Raw genomic sequence first — 14,788 nt, forward strand, 5'->3', positions numbered from 1 at the left:
TTTTTAGGATGAATAACGAATGGTGGCAAAAAGGAACAGTATACCAGATTTACCCGCGCAGTTTTAACGATACAAATGGAGACGGTATCGGCGACATTCGCGGCATTATTGAAAAACTAGATTACTTAGCAAAACTCGGCATTGACCTGCTGTGGCTTACGCCAATGTATGTATCCCCACAGCGCGACAACGGCTATGATATTGCAGACTACTTCGCGATCGATCCACAATACGGAACAATGGCTGATTTTAACGAACTTTTGAAGGAAGCACATGATCGTGGTTTGAAAATCATGATGGATATGGTCGTCAATCACACGTCCTATCAGCACCATTGGTTTCAAGAAGCGTTAAAAGGCAAAGATAATCCGTATCGCGATTATTATATTTGGAAAGACCCTGCGGCAGATGGCGGGCCTCCAAATAATTGGCTTTCTAAGTTCAGCGGATCCGCTTGGGAACTTGACGAAGCATCCGGTCAATATTACCTGCATCTTTATGAGGTCAGCATGCCCGATTTAAATTGGGAGAATCCAAAATTGCAAGAAGAAATCTATAGCATGATGGCTTGGTGGGGTGAAAAAGGCATCGACGGATTCCGTTTGGATGTTATCAATAATATCTCCAAAAACCCTGATTTCCCGAATGATTCGCTGGCAACAGCACAAGATGACGGGCGTAAATTTTATGTAGATGGACCGCATGTACATGAATATTTGCATCAAATGAACCGTCGTATTTTTGATAAGTATGACCTGGTGACAGTTGGTGAAATGTCGTCAACTACGCCGGAGCAATGTATTAAATATACAAACCCTGATCGGCAAGAGCTTTCCATGGTATTTAATTTCCATCATATGAAAGTGGATTACCCAGACGGGAAAAAATGGGCGAGCGCCCAATATCGTTTGACCGACTTGAAACGCGTGATGGCGGAATGGCAACTAAAAATGGCAGATGGTGGCGGTTGGAACGCGTTGTTTTGGACCAATCATGATCAGCCGCGGGCGCTGGCTCGTTTTGCAGATGATCAGGTTTACCGTGAACAGAGCGCGAAACTACTAGCCATTATCTTGTTTGGCTTACAAGGCACGACTTACGTGTATCAAGGCGAAGAAATCGCGATGACCGATGCGAATTTTACTAATATTTCGCAGTACGACGACGCGGAATCTCGCAATGCCTACAAGCAGATGCTAACAGAAGGGATTTCCGAAGAAGATGCATTACAGATCTTACGCCTGAAATCGCGTGAAAATGCTCGGATTCCAATGCAGTGGAACGATGACCTTCATCACGGCTTCACAGACGGAAAACCTTGGTTGGCGCCCATTCATGAAGATACCTGGACGGCTGAGAAAGCACTCGCGAATCCTGATTCTATTTTTTACACCTATCAACGCCTCATTGCAATGCGTCGCGATCAGGCTATTTTTACAAATGGTGATTTCACATTGCTCGACGCAGATAGTGAAACGATTTACGATTATGAGCGCCATTGGAACGGAGAGACACTACTCGTTGTTGGTAATTTTAGCGCAGAGGAGCATGTTTGGACCCTCCCCGAGCGTTACCAAGATAAAAACTGCCAAATTTTAGAATCAAATTATCCACATGAGGCGGTGACAAATAAGATTGTATTGCAACCTTACGAAGCACTGATGCTACACATAAAGTAGAGCCAAACCTCATAGCTTCTGAGCAAATGCTAGTATCGACACGGAGAAGCTCTAATTCCCTTCACTGCACAATACCACAACAAAAATAAAGCTTTACATTCGTCCTAGCGCGTGGTAAGATTACTTCATGCGATGAGCCTACAAGCAGTGTGAAATATCACTGCCAACCCCTTAAACATCAATGCTTTGTGGAAGGCAGTTTAAGGGCGCTATAAAAGCCAGATGATTTTATCATCTGGCTTTTTTCATGCCTTTATTTAAAGTAAGCCGCACAGTTGCAACCCCTTTTCGATACCATCACTATTATTATCTGTAGTAATAAACTCCGCCTTTTCCTTTAGAGCTGGCACTGCATTCTCCATCGCAATCGCGTGATCTACAACCTCAAACATCTCCAAATCATTCATGCCATCTCCAAACGCATAGGTTGGAACATCCCCAAAATCCATCACTTCAAGCAATTTTGCAATCCCGCGAGCCTTCGAACCACCTGTTGGCACCACATCATTACTAAACGGCGTATTCCTGACAAACTGAAAATATGGAAAGCGATTCGGGAAATAATCATCCCCTTTTTCTAAAAGTAATAATAACATATAGACTGGTTCCTTCAAGTAAAGCGCTACGTCTACTTCTGGTGGTGCCTCACCCAAATACCGATAATGCTTCTCCATCACTTCATTTTGGGCTGTTCCACGAATTTTTGCCTCCGTATAGAAAGCCATTTCCACTCCTTGCGATTTTGCCCCTTGGTGTAGTGTTCTAATCTCCTCGACATCAATCGGATTCGTATAAACTGCTTGTCCATCGTACATAACATACTGACCATTCATCGCAATCACAGAAGTCATTCCTGTTGAAGCTAACACATGCTCAATCTCGCAAAGCGTTCTCCCCGTGGCGATAATTGGCATGATATTCTTTGCCCTCAACGCCTCAAGAGCCATCACAGAACTCTGCGCCACTTCCGAATCACTCATTAATAAAGTTCCATCCAAATCAAAAAAACAAATCGCAGCTGGTTTCAAAAAATCAAATCCCTTCTTCAAACAATGCATGCTTCCACCATAACATAAGTTTGCTCGTCGCGTATGAGAAAAAACTCCGTTGCAGATTGTATCTCATTTTCAAATAAAAAAACGATCCCTATCCATTTTTCTGGACAAGCATCGTTTTTTATTACAAATTAGTATAATAGACATCGCCAATTTTTAGCATTGCACTAATTGTATTGTATTTTTCATCACCGATATGAATTTTTTCTTCTTCCTCTTGATAATGAATCGGCATAGATAAGAGCGTTTCCTTATCCTGTTTAAAATAATGAGTATCCAAACCTAGCTTTTCAGTTATCTTCACTATGTATTTATTGAATTTCGCATTACTTATAACCTTGCCATTCAAAATCGCTTCCGCCGTGCCTTGAGAAAAATTAGTAGCTTTCGCAAAAGAGCGTTTCGTAAAGCCGTTTAACCTTATATATAAATTAATATTCTCTGCAATTCGTTTCTTTTCTAATTTATTCATTATTTTTTTCCTCCCGTAGTGGGTCTGTCTATAATGTTATTATGCCCGAGGAAAATGAGAATAAGATTAAAACTGGGTAGTATTATGGTAATAAATTTGAAAAGTGGGAAACAGCCCGCTTAGCTCCGAAAAAGTTTGGAGCGGCAATGAAAACTTAGGCAACAGAAAATGGAGATGCTCCCGCTTGCTTAACCCTTCAGATAATCCAAAATCCACTGCACGCTATTTTTACCCTGCCTCACACATTCCGAAAGTTCTACACCCTCAAACGACGCACCACCGGCAAAAATTCCTGGATATTCGGCTTGAAACTTTGCGTAAATCGCTTCTTTTCGCTGCACATGTCCAACCGTATATTGTGGTATACTATTTCGCCAACGGGTGATCATCGTGAACTCCGGTGCCTGATTGATCTTCATAATCCGGTTCAAATCGCTCAAAACCGTTTCTTCAATCGCCTTATCGGCAAGCTCTACAATCGATTCCTCTTTTCTACGTCCAAGATAGGCGCGCAGTAATATTTTATCCTCTGGAACAGTATGTGGCCATTTCTTATGAATCCAAGAACACGCCGTCATTGAAAAATCCTCATTCCGTGACACAACAAAGCCGCTTCCCTTAATATCTCGTTCAATCGCATTTTTTGGGAAAATCATCGCGACTGTCGCTACACTTGCAGATGGAATCTCACCAATTTCCTCAAAAATCGCGTCTTCTCCAAACAACGGAATGATTTCATGATACGGCAAAGCGATGAAAATACTGTCTGCCTGAATCTTCTCTTGATTCGATACGGTCAGCTCATAACCATGCGCCTGCTTCGAAATTTTCTGTACACGCTTGCCTTTTTTAATAATTTTAGCAGACAGCTCTCGTTCCAACGCCTCGACGATCGTCATCAAACCATAGCGCATGGTCAAAAAGGTAGACTCCGAACTTTGCTTAGCCGTCGTCTCGTCATACATCGCGCGAATTCCTTTAATCAGACTACCATGACGCCTTTCAATCTCCAAAAATCGCTCACCCGTTGCCTCCGCACTCATCTCATCCAAATCACCCGCATAGATGCCTGACATCAACGGTTCTAAAATATGATCGACCATTTCATCACCAACACGCGCTCGCAAAAACGCACCGAGCGACATATCCTCCTCTTCCACTTGTTGCTTTCCCAAAAATAAGTCTCCGAGCACGCGTAACTTTCCACTTGCCGAGAGTAAGCCACTCTTAAAAAACGGACGGTATCGTGCCGGAATCCCCATAATGGAGCTCTTAGGAATCGCATGCAACCCTTGCTTTGCGAGCACGTAATTCTCTCCCGTCGCGTCCTCCACTAGCTGATCTTTCATACCAAGATCCATCACCAAATCTTGCATTTCTGATTTTCGTCTTAAAAACGAATCCGGTCCGCGCTCAATAATGTAACCATCACGCTTCACCGTCTCGATCTTTCCCCCAACTTTTGTGCCTGCTTCAAGTAAAACCAGTTCGTAATCCAAGCCTTGCTTCTCAAGCTCCCTTTTTAAGTAAAATGTGCTTGATAGTCCTGTAATGCCTCCGCCAATGACAACGATCTTCTTTTTAACCACAGGAAACACTCACCTTTTTATTTAAATTTCTATATATTTACTCCCAATTTTTCCAAACAACTGTGGCTAGTACGTCTAAAAATTCCTTATCATCGTTTGGCATCGGCGGGCGATGATAGACCGCTCCGATCTCATCCGTCACGACTTTACATTCGTAATCATTATCATAAAGCACTTCCAAATGCTCTGCCACAAAGCCAACCGGTGTATAAATAAAGTGTTTGTAGCCGTGCTCCTCAAATAAAGCACGCGTCAAATCTTGAACATCCGGCCCAAGCCAAGGCGTTCCAGTCTTTCCTTCACTCTGCCATCCTAAAGCATAGTGCGGCACATCAACTCGATCAAAAATAAGTTCCGCCGTTTCCGCCAACTGCTCCGGATATGGGTCGCCATGTTCCTTGATTTTCTCTGGTAAACTATGCGCTGAAACCACAAGCACCGCCTGATCTAGTTCCTCTTTTGGAATTGCCACCTCATTAATCCGTTTTGCCCACATGTCGATAAATTTCGGCTCGTCATACCAGCTATCAATCGTCTTAATCGATGGACCACCAATCTCTTCCGTCTTCTTCAAAGCACGGCCATTATATTCTTTCACGCTAAAGCTCGAATAATGTGGCGCCAAAATAATGGAGATTGCTTCCTCGATACCATCATTTTTCATTTCCTGCACCGCGTCCTCAATAAATGGCTCGATATGCTTCAATCCAATATACGTTTTAAATTCAATATCCGATTGCATGCTATTTAGCGTCTCCGCCACCCCGTAGCTTTGCGCCTGTGTAATTTTAGCAAGCGGTGAAAGCCCTCCAATCGCATGATAGCGCGAACGAAGATCATCAATCAATTCCTGACTCGGCGTGCGACCGTGCCGAATATCCGTATAATAACGCTCAATATCCTCATCTTTATACGGCGTACCGTATGCCATTACCAACAATCCAACCTTTTTACTCACTTGTCTCCACCCCTTAGTAAAATTGCACTTCTTTCATGTACAAATGTCGTCAATTCCTTCAACATCTCAGGTGATACTTCTGGAAAAACGCCATGTCCTAAATTGAAAATAAAGCCCGGTTCTTGCGTCCCCTCTTCTAAAATAAGTTCCGCTTGCGCTAAGCATTTATCACGTGCCAAAAGTAGCGACGGATCCAAATTTCCTTGTAATGCCATGCCGCCAGCTCTTGTTCTTGCCTCCATAATCGACATCCGCCAATCTACACCAACAACGTCGACACCGAGATCTTGCCACTCCGGCAACAAATGCGTCGCGCCAACCGCTTGCATAATGACTGGTGTAGCAGGACTGTGTTTTTTAACAGCCCCTACAATTTGCACGATCGCCGGTTTAATATATGTACGGTAATCCGCCGCACTAAGCGCCCCAACCCATGAATCAAAAATTTGCACAGCACTAGCTCCAGCCTTAATTTGCGCTAACAAATAATCCGCCGTCATCACCGCTAGTTTTTGCATCAACAAATGCCATTCAGCCTCATGCGTATACATAAAAGCTTTCGTTTGGTGATAACTCTTAGAAGGGCCACCTTCTATCATATAACTCGCAAGCGTGAACGGTGCACCAGCAAAGCCAATCAACGGTACACTCAGTTGCTCTTCTGTCAATAATCGAATGGTATCTAGCACATACGGTACATGTTGATCTGCTTGAAATAGCGACAACTGTTCCACATCTTTTGCCGTGCGTATCGGGTTGGCAATCACCGGCCCAATTCCACTCTTAATCTCCACATCCACACCCATTCCAGGCAGCGGCGTCATAATATCTTTATACAGAATCGCCGCATCAACACCGTATTGTTCCACAGGAAGACGCGTCACATAAGCACATAGCTCCGGCTGATGCGTGATTTCAAATAATGAGTACTTTTCCTTTAGTTTGCGATACTCTGGCTGTGAGCGCCCTGCTTGCCGCATATACCAAACCGGGATTCTGTCCACAGCTTCTTTTCTAGCGGCACGTAAAAATAAGTCATTCTCCAACTTCTTCATAACAAAACCCCTTCATTGTTCATTAAAGCACATAGAAAACGTGCACACTTTATAATTATTACAATCTACAGCATACCAAAAAACAGACTTAAAAACCAGATAAGTAGCTCCATAACGTTTTATTTTTGCAGAAAGAGGAAAATAGTTGTAGTATCTACTTATGGAATCTATTATCCTTGCACTACATACCATTTTAGAAAGAAGGCTATTATTATGAAATATGCGTATATCACTAGCGGAACCGAACATTATCTTCGTCAAATTCTTTCCGACAATCCGACCCGTGACATCACACTACTACAAAATTTCGGCGACTCCATTTTGCTCGAAGAAACAGCTGAGCCAACCGTTTTCAAAGAAGGAACAGCTTACCGCATCAACCAAAGCTTTGGCGAAATTAAAGGCCATGGGACCGTAACATTTGAGTATTTATACTTACGCTCAGAAGAAATTCCTATTTTCCAGAAATTATACCAATCTATTGCTTTAACATTGCACGAAGCACGTGGTTTACAATGCATGCAACTACTACAATCCAAAACAGAGAACAAATATTTGATCATCACATTTTGGAACAGCGGCGACGACTACCAACACTGGAAAACTGGCGCAGCACACAATAAAATCATGGATCTTATTCGCAGCAATAGTTCACAAAGCGGTTTTTCACATGTGGATGTGTTCCACTTCCCTGAATACTTTCATGATGAGAAATAAAGCCGTTAAAAAATACGTTGTTGAAGCAAGATGTCAACAACGTATTTTTCTTGTTTACTGATATATCTTTTTAACACGATACGGCACATACATAAACGTGAAGACCGCCACAAAGGCCAAATTCACCGCTAGTATAATCACCCCACCAATCGATCCATTCTGTGCAATGCCTACGATACCAAACAGCAATGCTTGCGCCACAAGCAGAATCCGCAAGAAATGGATGAACGAACGCCGTCTGAAATGATCATCAATCGGGTACAGTTTCAACATCACTTGCCCATCAAAATGCCGTAACATCGGGATGAACTGGAATCCGGTCAAATAAATAAACAGCAATGAAAAGATGATATTGAGATAAAATCCTTGAACGAAAACGAGTAACAAGAACGCAATCACCGTTAAGCGTGCATACAGACCCATAAACTCATTCGTCCGCACAAACGTACGGCTCCACAAATAGGCAAATGTTTTTTCTTTCGCATATGGAATCGGGCGATACAAGAAATCCAAGTAGGCACGACGGCGCACGGTTCCTTTTAGATGAGGGACATCGGTAAATAGGTTCGCCAAACGATAAAAGCGATTCATCCGCGCCTCCTCTTTATCGATCAAATATTCCCACTTAATCGTCAGCCCCACCGTTTTGCGTTTCATCCATAGATAGCTTGCAAGTAATACCACAAGCACCACCGGAATCGACCAGATTAAGTTGAATGCCAACACCAAATAAATCAGTGCAGCACTCACGATAATTCGAACAAATAGCCACGTCGTATCCGTATTTTCAAGCTTCATCGTCTCCCACTGGAAATATACATTCCACAGTTTGATCAGAAGCATTACAATCAACAATGGGAAAAATCGTGAAAAACTGAACCCTGTCACCGCAGCATACATCGGCATACACGCAGCTAAAACCAAAATAAAGATATAAATCTGCATCCAAAAACTAGTCGCATTTGCCTTTTTGAAATACTGATCCATTGCTTTTTCTTGGACGATTAAATAAACCGCATCCGGCCGTTTAAGCAACGTATTAATCGTCGTCACCGCAATCGCCGCCGTGAGTAAAATCACCATCAAAGCCACTGCTGGAAAAGCTGGCGTCAACGTCTTCACCCATCCGGAATACGAGTAAACGAAAGCTCCAACACCGATAATCAGCACAAACAGCAGGTGGTCATTCAGCATGTAGCGCATATACCTGCTAACTTCCTCCATATAACTGCCAAAACGCTTCTTAAATAAATCTACCGCATCAAACTTCATCGGCCTGCTCTTCTTCCCTTGTTAATTGTACGTAAATCTCATCAAGCGATGCTCCAGGCATTTCAAAATCGGCTTGCAAATCGGCAAGTGTCCCTTGTGCGCGAATAATTCCGTCATGCAAAATAATGAAGCTATCACAATATTTCTCCGCCGTTGCCAAAATATGCGTCGACATCAATATACTCGCGCCTGTCTCTTTCATCTCCTCAATCCACTGCAATAAAGACTGAATGCCCAGCGGATCGAGCCCAACAAAAGGTTCATCAATGATGTACAAGTTCGGTTCAATCAAAAAAGCCGACATAATCATGACCTTTTGCTTCATCCCTTTCGAAAAATGCGCAGGGAACCAGTTTAACTTTTTCTCCAAGCGGAATTCTTTTAACAGCGGTGTCATACGCGTCTTCAATTCCTCTTCTGTTAGCCCGTAAGCCATCGCGGTCAGTTCCAAATGTTCTTTTAGCGTTAACTCTTCATATAATACGGGCGTTTCTGGAATATAGGCGAACTGCTTTCGATACTCTTCCGTATTTTCCGTTAATGTATGACCATTGATCGTGATCGTGCCTTTTTTCTGTTGCATCAGACCGGTAATATGTTTGATCGTTGTACTTTTACCAGCGCCGTTTAAACCGATAAGACCGACGATTTGACGCTCCTCAATTTCAAAAGAAATATCTTTTAAAACCGGGCGTTTCGTGTAGCCACCAGTTAAGTTATGAACCTCTACTAAAGCCATGTTATCACTCCTATTATCCAACTTATTGAACTAATAATAGCACAGTTGAGACCATTTTTGCCATACATTCACTATTTTTACTTCGTTTCAGACATGCGTTTTGCATACTTTTATGGTACATTAGATACAACGAGAGTTAATTTTTTCGGAGGTGTATCTATCAATGGATGATTGTATTTTCTGCAAAATAGTAAACGGTGAGATTCCTTCTGCTAAGGTTTACGAAGACGACCACGTATATGCTTTCTTAGATTTGGGACAGGTAACAGAGGGTCATACGCTCGTAGTTCCGAAGCAACATGCGCGCAATATTTTTGACTTACCAGAAGACGTGGCCGCCGAAATTTTTAGACGTGTTCCAAAGATTGCTGCGGGTCTGAAAAAAGCCTTGCCGTTAAAGGGACTTAATATTTTGAATAACAATGAAGAAATCGCCTCACAGAGCGTTTTTCATTACCATATTCACCTGATCCCGCGCTATACAAATAAAGATGATTTCGGCTTGAAATGGGCGGACAATGCCAACTGGTATTCGAAAGAGGCCTTCCAAGAACTCGCCGACAAAATTGCCAAAGAAGTCTAAAGGAGTGATTAATATGAATACAAAATCCGTATTACTCGGTATACTTATCGGTGGTATAACAAGCGCTGCAACAGCCATTATTTTAGCACCTAAATCTGGACGCGAACTGCGCCACGACATCGCTTCAAAATCTGGTGAAGCAAGCGTCATTCTGAAAGAACTTGCCTACAACGCGACAGACCTACTACAATCTGTTCAAGTTCTAGGTACAGAAGGCACAACCTTACTAAAAGATTTGTCAACGGACATCAAAGAATCTGTTGCTAACTGGAACGAGGAAATGGAGCCTGAAAAAGCTCGCCTCAAAGATGAAATCAAAGATATGCAAAAAACGATTTCAGATTTAGAAAAAACGCTAAAAAAAGACAAAAAAGAAAACAATTAATATAAAAGGTGCAAACTGTTCTCTCGCAGTCCGTTTGCACTTTTTTTAATTGTAAAAAAAGCTACATTTGTCACATATTATTCACAGCGATATAAATATTCCTGAAAAAGGGTTGAAAAAAAGCGTCACAGGGACTACAATACTAAGGTGATCAGTGAGGCTATTTACGTAAATAATCTTTCTTAATATAAGCAGACTGAGCGTCACATATTTCTTTGTAATGGAGGATTAGTTATCCATGCGTTGTTTAAAGACAATCAATGTGGAACGAAAAGATGAGTATAATCGTGTCTTTTTTAAATCCAGTCTAGTGTCCCTCGCGGTCATGTGCGTTTTATTTTTAATTGAAAATCTGGTTTTTCCAGGGCAGTTTGTCATGATTTTTGAACTACCGACGTTTATCGCCCTGCTCATGCTCTACCCGATCCACAAAGGACTGCATTTACTTGCATTACTGCGATATCGTGATGGCGTACAAATGCGATTTAAGCGCCATTTCTATATATTGCCCTGTTTACAAGTAAGAGTCCGACGCGTCATCCCAAAATGGCGCTACATCGCATCACTGGCATTACCATTTTTTCTGATTTCAGCGGTATTGCTCGTTGTTATGTTTACAACACCCGTACTTCATTCCCCGCTCTTTCTTATTTTGATTGCGGTGCATGTAGGTATGTGCTATCCAGATTTCATGCATACTAGAAAAATTCTCGGAACACCAAAACATACTTTTGTAGAAGATGCTGATCGTGGCTTTTCGGTGCTTGTTTCAGAAGAGTAAGGAGGAATACAGTGTTACTTTACGTCTTGTACACCGTTTTTGGAGTAGTCGCTTTGCTTTCTTTTAATTTGCTAGTTGAGCGGTATGCAACAAAACAAGAGTTCAATCCGAAACAATGTCAATTATTTTATCGTATCGTGAATATCGCTGTACTGCTATTGCTCTTCTCAGCAACGCTTGAAGGAATTGTGCTATCTTGAGCAATAGTGTATGCGACCTAGAACATACAAAATTAGAAATAGATTAGATTTTTGACATTTTACTTTATTATCACCTATTTTGTGGTATGATAAGTATGTAGTTAAGCAGAACTTATTTAAAACTTTGAGGAGCGTGTATTAATTAATGAAGAAGAAATTAGTATTAGGTATGGTATCAATGATGGGTCTATTCAGCTTAGCAGCTTGTGGCAACTCAGCAAACGATGCTGTTGTAGAAACAAAAGCAGGTGACGTAACGCAACAAGAGCTTTACGATGCCATGAAAGCTAAGGTTGGGGATCAATATGTATCTCAACTTGCAATGACTAAAATTTTAGAAGACAAATACAAAGTATCAGATAAAGACATCGATGCAGCATTCCAAACTTTCAAAGATCAATATGGTGATCAACTTTCAACCATGTTGCAACAAAGTGGTTATACGGAGAAAACATTTAAATCTGATTACCTTAAATTCGATCTTCTAAGCACGAAAGCGGCAGAAGCTTCTGTTGATACTAGCGATAAAGCATTAGAAGCATATTACAAAACTTGGCAGCCAAACATCACGGTAGAACACATCTTAGTTGCTGATAAAGCGAAAGCAGATGAGCTTCACAAGAAAGTAACATCTGGTGGTAACTTTGAAGAATTAGCAAAAGCTAACTCTACAGATACAGGTTCTGCTACACAAGGTGGTAAACTAGCTCCATTCGGTCCTGGTAAAATGTTACCTCAATTCGAAAAAGCAGCTTATGCACTTAAAAACAAGGGTGACATCAGCCCAGTTGTTAAAACAGACGCTGGTTACCACATCATCAAAATGTTAGACCACCCAGCAAAAACTACTTTTGATAAAGACAAAGCACAAGTGAAGAAAGACTACTTGGCATCAAAAGTAACTGCTGAAGCAAAAACGGCAGCATTACAAAAACTATACAAAAAAGCTGACGTTAAGATCGATGATAAAGATTTGAAAGATGCGTTTACACAATACGACGGATCTGCAACTGATTCATCTAAATAAGCATGTAAAGAAAGGCATGAAATCTTCACGGATTTCATGCCTTTTTCTTATTTTTGAAGGATTGCGAAATAGTTGTTTTCAGGATCAGCGAAGTTGAAGACGCGGCCCATGTTTGGTATGTCTACAAGTGCGCCAACTGTGATGCCTTTTGCTTTGAAGTCTTCATACATAGCGTCTAGGTTATCGCCATAGAGCAAAATGGATGGTGTTCCTAGGTTCATTTCGGGTTGTGCTTTGGCTACTGCTACCTTGTCTTGGAGGACGAATGTTGTTGCGGCATCTTTTGTCGGTGCGATTTCAATCCAGCGCTCTGCAGCATTTGGTTCGTTCTCAGATTTGATTACAAAACCTACTTTTTCTGTCCAAAATTTTGCTACCGCATCTTGGTCGTTGACGTAAATCATCACTTGTCCGATTTTATTAATCATCATTATTCCCCATTTCTAAAAGTTGTGCATATCAAGTTCGATTGCCTATTTAGTATAACAAGATTTGCAGATGGATTCAAAAATTAAGTGTGGGTCATGCTTTACCAACGGAGCCAAATTCGCGGATTTTGGATTGGACGGTTTGTGTGATAGCTTCGCGCCCTCTTTCTAAGATGATTTGGGGTTCGTGAGTGCTTGGATTGGCCGTGAGTGCTTGACGGGTAGCTGCGAGCCAAGCTTTGTTGGATTCGGTGTTGACGTTGATTTTGGCGTGTCCGAGTGTGATGGCCCGATCAATTTTGGCGGTTGGAATTCCTGATGCGCCGTGGAGGACGAGCGGGATCTCGACGGCTTGCTGGATAGCAGCCATTTCTTGAAAGCCAAGCGTTGGTTCGCCTTGATAATTGCCGTGGACGGAACCTAGTGCTGCGGCTAAGGCATCGATGTGAGTTGCTTGGACAAGGTCGACGCATTCTTCGAGTGAGGCGTAGTGGATATTGCCAATGATGCCGTCTTCATTGCCGCCGACCGTGCCGACTTCTGCTTCGACATTGACGCCGCGCGGGTGGGCGTAATCGGTGACTTCTTTCGTGCATCGGATATTCTCGGCGATTGGGAGTTTAGAGCCATCATACATAACGGAGCTGAATCCGGCATCTACGGCTTGCTTGCAGCGTGTGACGGTGGTTCCATGATCAAGATGAAGTACGACTGGGATCGTGATGTGGTACTCGGTGATTAGCATTTTGACCATGGATGTAATGATTTCGAATCCGCCAAGAAAGTCAACCATGCGATCGGATGCTGCGACGATGACAGGTGACGATTCTTTTTGGGCGGCGATTAAGATACCATGAATCCACGATAAACCGTTGATATTAAATTGTCCGACGGCATATTCTTCGCGATATGCTTTTGTTATGACCTCATTTAGGGATACTAACATGGGTTTTCCTCCTCTTTGTTAAGACGCAGAATCCACGAGTGTTTGCGTGCCACTCGTGGATTTTTTTATATATTGAAATGTTTCGATATGACGCTGACAGTGGTTTCTTTCGCTTTTTGAATGGTTTCTTCGGGCGTTAATTTGTAATACTCTGGTCGGAAAAGTTCCACGGAAACAACGTCTCTATAACCGATTTTTTTAAGGGTTGCGATATGGGCATCGAGATCAATCGTGCCGTGACCTGGCCAAACGCGATCATCGTCTGTAAGAAGCCCAATTTGGAAATCTTCGGTATCATCGATATGGAAGAGGAAGATTTTCGAGCCATCTGCATTTTTTAGATCCTCGATATTAGAACCCATCGCATGGAAATGGAAGGAGTCAAAAACGAGACCGACATTATCACGATCGACGGTTTGCACGATGTCATAGGCATCTCGGAAGGTATTCACCGTGCACTCTGGATGACCGATGAATTCAACAGCAATCTTGACGCCATGTGGTTTCGCGATATCGGACAGTTCTTCAAGTACCGCGATGCTATTCGCTTTAATATCTTTTTTCAAAATTTTATCGGTCGTGACAAGTGGAACTGCAACGACGTATTTAGCGCCAATTTTATCACAGACGGTCATCATTTCTTGGAATTCCTGAATGATAGCGTCATGCCCTTCTTTATCGCGATTGTTGAAAAACTCGAGCGCGTTTAGAGCCAATGGTTTTATGTGATGTGCCCTGAAATAGTCTGCAAGATCGTCCAATGTGTGTGTTTCTAAGTATTCTGGTAACTTATCGGTCGTTCGAATCTCGATATAATCGTAGCCGTGTGCCTCGCAGATTTCTAAATCCTTCTCCAAATTGGAGTTTTCAAGTGTGGTTGCTTCGTTAAAACATAACTTCAT

At 42.2% G+C, this 14,788-nt stretch carries 17 protein-coding genes; 7 read left to right on the forward strand and 10 right to left on the reverse strand.

Features of this window, described 5'->3' with window-relative positions; all coding sequences use genetic code 11:
- Positions 1–8 precede the first annotated feature (8 nt).
- Positions 9–1,679, forward strand: a complete 1,671-nt coding sequence (locus HCJ54_RS13705) for an alpha,alpha-phosphotrehalase (protein WP_187138049.1) — start codon at positions 9–11, stop codon at positions 1,677–1,679.
- A gap of 257 nt (positions 1,680–1,936) precedes the next feature.
- Here the strand turns inward: HCJ54_RS13705 and HCJ54_RS13710 are convergent, their stop codons facing one another.
- The 5 genes from HCJ54_RS13710 to hemE form a co-directional block, all read right to left on the reverse strand.
- On the reverse strand, positions 1,937–2,707 hold the full coding sequence (locus tag HCJ54_RS13710; protein ID WP_187138069.1) for a Cof-type HAD-IIB family hydrolase: 771 nt from the start codon (positions 2,705–2,707) through the stop codon (positions 1,937–1,939).
- A 151-nt stretch (positions 2,708–2,858) separates the two neighbouring features.
- The gene (locus HCJ54_RS13715; protein WP_051998574.1) at positions 2,859–3,206 is read right to left on the reverse strand and encodes a hypothetical protein; all 348 of its coding nucleotides are present in this window, start codon (positions 3,204–3,206) and stop codon (positions 2,859–2,861) included.
- A gap of 188 nt (positions 3,207–3,394) precedes the next feature.
- Positions 3,395–4,795 carry a protoporphyrinogen oxidase gene (gene hemY, locus HCJ54_RS13720; RefSeq protein ID WP_187138050.1) on the reverse strand — a complete coding sequence of 467 codons (1,401 nt, stop codon included), beginning with the start codon at positions 4,793–4,795 and terminating at the stop codon, positions 3,395–3,397.
- A 37-nt stretch (positions 4,796–4,832) separates the two neighbouring features.
- Positions 4,833–5,753, reverse strand: coding sequence for a ferrochelatase (hemH, locus tag HCJ54_RS13725; protein WP_187138051.1), 921 nt, complete (start codon positions 5,751–5,753; stop codon positions 4,833–4,835).
- On the reverse strand, positions 5,750–6,808 hold the full coding sequence (hemE, locus tag HCJ54_RS13730; protein WP_187138052.1) for a uroporphyrinogen decarboxylase: 1,059 nt from the start codon (positions 6,806–6,808) through the stop codon (positions 5,750–5,752). The genes hemH and hemE overlap by 4 nt, the downstream gene beginning before the upstream one ends.
- Before the next feature lie 213 nt (positions 6,809–7,021).
- Between hemE and HCJ54_RS13735 the strand changes: the two genes are divergently transcribed.
- Positions 7,022–7,525 carry an antibiotic biosynthesis monooxygenase family protein gene (locus HCJ54_RS13735; protein WP_036066919.1) on the forward strand — a complete coding sequence of 168 codons (504 nt, stop codon included), beginning with the start codon at positions 7,022–7,024 and terminating at the stop codon, positions 7,523–7,525.
- A gap of 54 nt (positions 7,526–7,579) precedes the next feature.
- On the opposite strand, the gene HCJ54_RS13740 is transcribed toward HCJ54_RS13735, so the two are convergent.
- Together HCJ54_RS13740 and HCJ54_RS13745 are read right to left on the reverse strand one after the other, a co-directional pair.
- Positions 7,580–8,797, reverse strand: coding sequence for an ABC transporter permease (locus HCJ54_RS13740; protein WP_185410066.1), 1,218 nt, complete (start codon positions 8,795–8,797; stop codon positions 7,580–7,582).
- Positions 8,787–9,536, reverse strand: coding sequence for an ABC transporter ATP-binding protein (locus tag HCJ54_RS13745; protein ID WP_187138053.1), 750 nt, complete (start codon positions 9,534–9,536; stop codon positions 8,787–8,789). The genes HCJ54_RS13740 and HCJ54_RS13745 overlap by 11 nt, the downstream gene beginning before the upstream one ends.
- A 163-nt stretch (positions 9,537–9,699) precedes the next feature.
- Between HCJ54_RS13745 and HCJ54_RS13750 the strand changes: the two genes are divergently transcribed.
- From HCJ54_RS13750 to HCJ54_RS13770, 5 genes are all read left to right on the forward strand, one after another.
- The gene (locus HCJ54_RS13750; protein WP_036066914.1) at positions 9,700–10,119 is read left to right on the forward strand and encodes an HIT family protein; all 420 of its coding nucleotides are present in this window, start codon (positions 9,700–9,702) and stop codon (positions 10,117–10,119) included.
- Positions 10,120–10,132: 13 nt separating this feature from the next.
- Positions 10,133–10,504: a YtxH domain-containing protein gene (locus HCJ54_RS13755; protein WP_185410064.1), complete on the forward strand. Its 372-nt coding sequence runs from the start codon at positions 10,133–10,135 to the stop codon at positions 10,502–10,504.
- 238 nt (positions 10,505–10,742) lie between these two features.
- A complete protein-coding gene (locus tag HCJ54_RS13760; RefSeq protein ID WP_187138054.1) occupies positions 10,743–11,285 on the forward strand; it encodes a DUF3267 domain-containing protein in 543 nt (180 codons plus the stop codon).
- Between the two features lie 11 nt (positions 11,286–11,296).
- Entirely contained in the window at positions 11,297–11,485 is a 189-nt protein-coding gene (locus tag HCJ54_RS13765) for a hypothetical protein (protein ID WP_187138055.1), read from the forward strand.
- Positions 11,486–11,630: 145 nt separating this feature from the next.
- Positions 11,631–12,512: a peptidylprolyl isomerase gene (locus HCJ54_RS13770; protein ID WP_187138056.1), complete on the forward strand. Its 882-nt coding sequence runs from the start codon at positions 11,631–11,633 to the stop codon at positions 12,510–12,512.
- Positions 12,513–12,559: 47 nt separating this feature from the next.
- Here the strand turns inward: HCJ54_RS13770 and HCJ54_RS13775 are convergent, their stop codons facing one another.
- From HCJ54_RS13775 to iolI, 3 genes are all read right to left on the reverse strand, one after another.
- On the reverse strand, positions 12,560–12,940 hold the full coding sequence (locus HCJ54_RS13775; RefSeq protein WP_185410060.1) for a VOC family protein: 381 nt from the start codon (positions 12,938–12,940) through the stop codon (positions 12,560–12,562).
- A gap of 94 nt (positions 12,941–13,034) precedes the next feature.
- Positions 13,035–13,886 carry a class II fructose-1,6-bisphosphate aldolase gene (gene fba / locus HCJ54_RS13780; protein WP_187138057.1) on the reverse strand — a complete coding sequence of 284 codons (852 nt, stop codon included), beginning with the start codon at positions 13,884–13,886 and terminating at the stop codon, positions 13,035–13,037.
- Positions 13,887–13,951: 65 nt separating this feature from the next.
- Positions 13,952–14,788: a 2-keto-myo-inositol isomerase gene (gene iolI / locus HCJ54_RS13785; RefSeq protein WP_187138058.1), complete on the reverse strand. Its 837-nt coding sequence runs from the start codon at positions 14,786–14,788 to the stop codon at positions 13,952–13,954.

Source organism: Listeria grandensis (assembly GCF_014322885.1).
GTDB classification, from domain to species: Bacteria; Bacillota; Bacilli; order Lactobacillales; family Listeriaceae; genus Listeria_A; species Listeria_A grandensis.

Bases quoted from the DNA above. Each gene is read 5' to 3' on its own strand.
- HCJ54_RS13705 (WP_187138049.1), top strand. From the start codon at position 9: ATGAATAACGAATGGTGGCAAAAAGGAACAGTATACCAGATTTACCCG.
- HCJ54_RS13715 (WP_051998574.1), bottom strand. From the start codon at position 3,206: ATGAATAAATTAGAAAAGAAACGAATTGCAGAGAATATTAATTTATAT.
- hemE (WP_187138052.1), bottom strand. From the start codon at position 6,808: ATGAAGAAGTTGGAGAATGACTTATTTTTACGTGCCGCTAGAAAAGAA.
- HCJ54_RS13735 (WP_036066919.1), top strand. From the start codon at position 7,022: ATGAAATATGCGTATATCACTAGCGGAACCGAACATTATCTTCGTCAA.
- HCJ54_RS13740 (WP_185410066.1), bottom strand. From the start codon at position 8,797: ATGAAGTTTGATGCGGTAGATTTATTTAAGAAGCGTTTTGGCAGTTAT.
- HCJ54_RS13745 (WP_187138053.1), bottom strand. From the start codon at position 9,536: ATGGCTTTAGTAGAGGTTCATAACTTAACTGGTGGCTACACGAAACGC.
- HCJ54_RS13750 (WP_036066914.1), top strand. From the start codon at position 9,700: ATGGATGATTGTATTTTCTGCAAAATAGTAAACGGTGAGATTCCTTCT.
- HCJ54_RS13755 (WP_185410064.1), top strand. From the start codon at position 10,133: ATGAATACAAAATCCGTATTACTCGGTATACTTATCGGTGGTATAACA.
- HCJ54_RS13760 (WP_187138054.1), top strand. From the start codon at position 10,743: ATGCGTTGTTTAAAGACAATCAATGTGGAACGAAAAGATGAGTATAAT.
- HCJ54_RS13770 (WP_187138056.1), top strand. From the start codon at position 11,631: ATGAAGAAGAAATTAGTATTAGGTATGGTATCAATGATGGGTCTATTC.
- HCJ54_RS13775 (WP_185410060.1), bottom strand. From the start codon at position 12,940: ATGATTAATAAAATCGGACAAGTGATGATTTACGTCAACGACCAAGAT.
- fba (WP_187138057.1), bottom strand. From the start codon at position 13,886: ATGTTAGTATCCCTAAATGAGGTCATAACAAAAGCATATCGCGAAGAA.
- iolI (WP_187138058.1), bottom strand. From the start codon at position 14,788: ATGAAGTTATGTTTTAACGAAGCAACCACACTTGAAAACTCCAATTTG.